The following is a 1,151-nucleotide window of genomic DNA, read 5'->3' as shown; positions in this document are numbered from 1 at the left end:
TGAACTGCACCCCAATTGTTAGACACAGTCTAACAATTGGAGGTGCAGTTTTTCTATGGCTAAATTTACAGCTGATGAAAAAATACAAATCGTTCTACGTTATTTGAACGGAAATGAAAGTTATCGAGAAATGGGTAGAGCGATCGGTATAAGTGGCACAATCATTTTGAATTGGGTAAACCAATATAAGCAAAATGGTGTGGAAGCTTTTCTAAAACGATGTACAAATTACACTCAACAATTTAAACTAGACGTACTAAATTTTATGATTGAAAACGGTACGTCCTTATTTGAAACGGCAGCTATCTTTAACATTCCTGCCCCTTCAACGATTATTGTTTGGAAAAAACAATTCGAAACACAAGGAATCGATGCCCTTCAATCAAAGAAAAAGGGGCGTCCATCCATGAAAAAAGAATCAAATAAACAATCAAAACAAGCACCAGTTGAAGGGTCAGTCGAAGCACTTGAAGCACGTATTAAACAACTTGAAATGGAAAATGAGTACTTAAAAAAGTTGAATGCCTTAGTTCAAAACAAGGAAAAGTCACTAAACAAGACAAAGCGCAAGTAGTCTATGAATTAAGGCATAAATATTCGGTGAAGGCACTCGTGAAGCTAGCTAATATTCCACGAAGCACGTATTATGATTTAGTAAAGAAAATGAAGGTCGTTATGGCTACCGTCGCATTCGTGATGAGTTAACGAATCGTGGTCAGAAAGTGAATCACAAGAAGGTTCAGCGCATTATGAAAGAGCTTGGATTAAAGTGTGTTGTGCGTATGAAAAAATATAAGTCTTATAAGGGGAAATTCGGTAAAATTGCACCCAATATTTTAGCGCGCAGTTTTCATGCAGATGCACCGAATCAAAAATGGGTAACAGACATCACAGAGTTTAAATTGTTTGGGGAGAAACTTTATTTATCCCCTGTATTAGACTTGTATAATGGTGAAATTATTACCTATACAATTGGCTCTAGACCGACGTATTCACTTGTTTCAGAAATGTTAGAGAAAGCATTAGAACGTTTACCTGAAAATCACCAACTATTGATGCATTCAGATCAAGGGTGGCATTACCAAATGAAACAATATGTCCGTACACTTGAATCAAGAGCTATCGTACAGAGTATGTCTCGAAAAGGAAAC

The 1,151-nt window shown here is 36.5% G+C and carries 1 pseudogene; it reads left to right on the top strand.

The features are described 5' to 3' along the window. Positions 1-55: 55 nt before the first annotated feature. Positions 56-1,151, top strand: a pseudogene (locus CN373_RS24880) (IS3 family transposase); the annotation flags it as partial.

The sequence above is a fragment of the Bacillus cereus genome, from assembly GCF_002561295.1.
GTDB classification, from domain to species: domain Bacteria; phylum Bacillota; class Bacilli; order Bacillales; family Bacillaceae_G; genus Bacillus_A; species Bacillus_A cereus_S.
The sequence above is the reverse complement of the archived record's forward strand: the minus strand, read 5'-3'. Positions and strand labels throughout refer to the sequence as shown.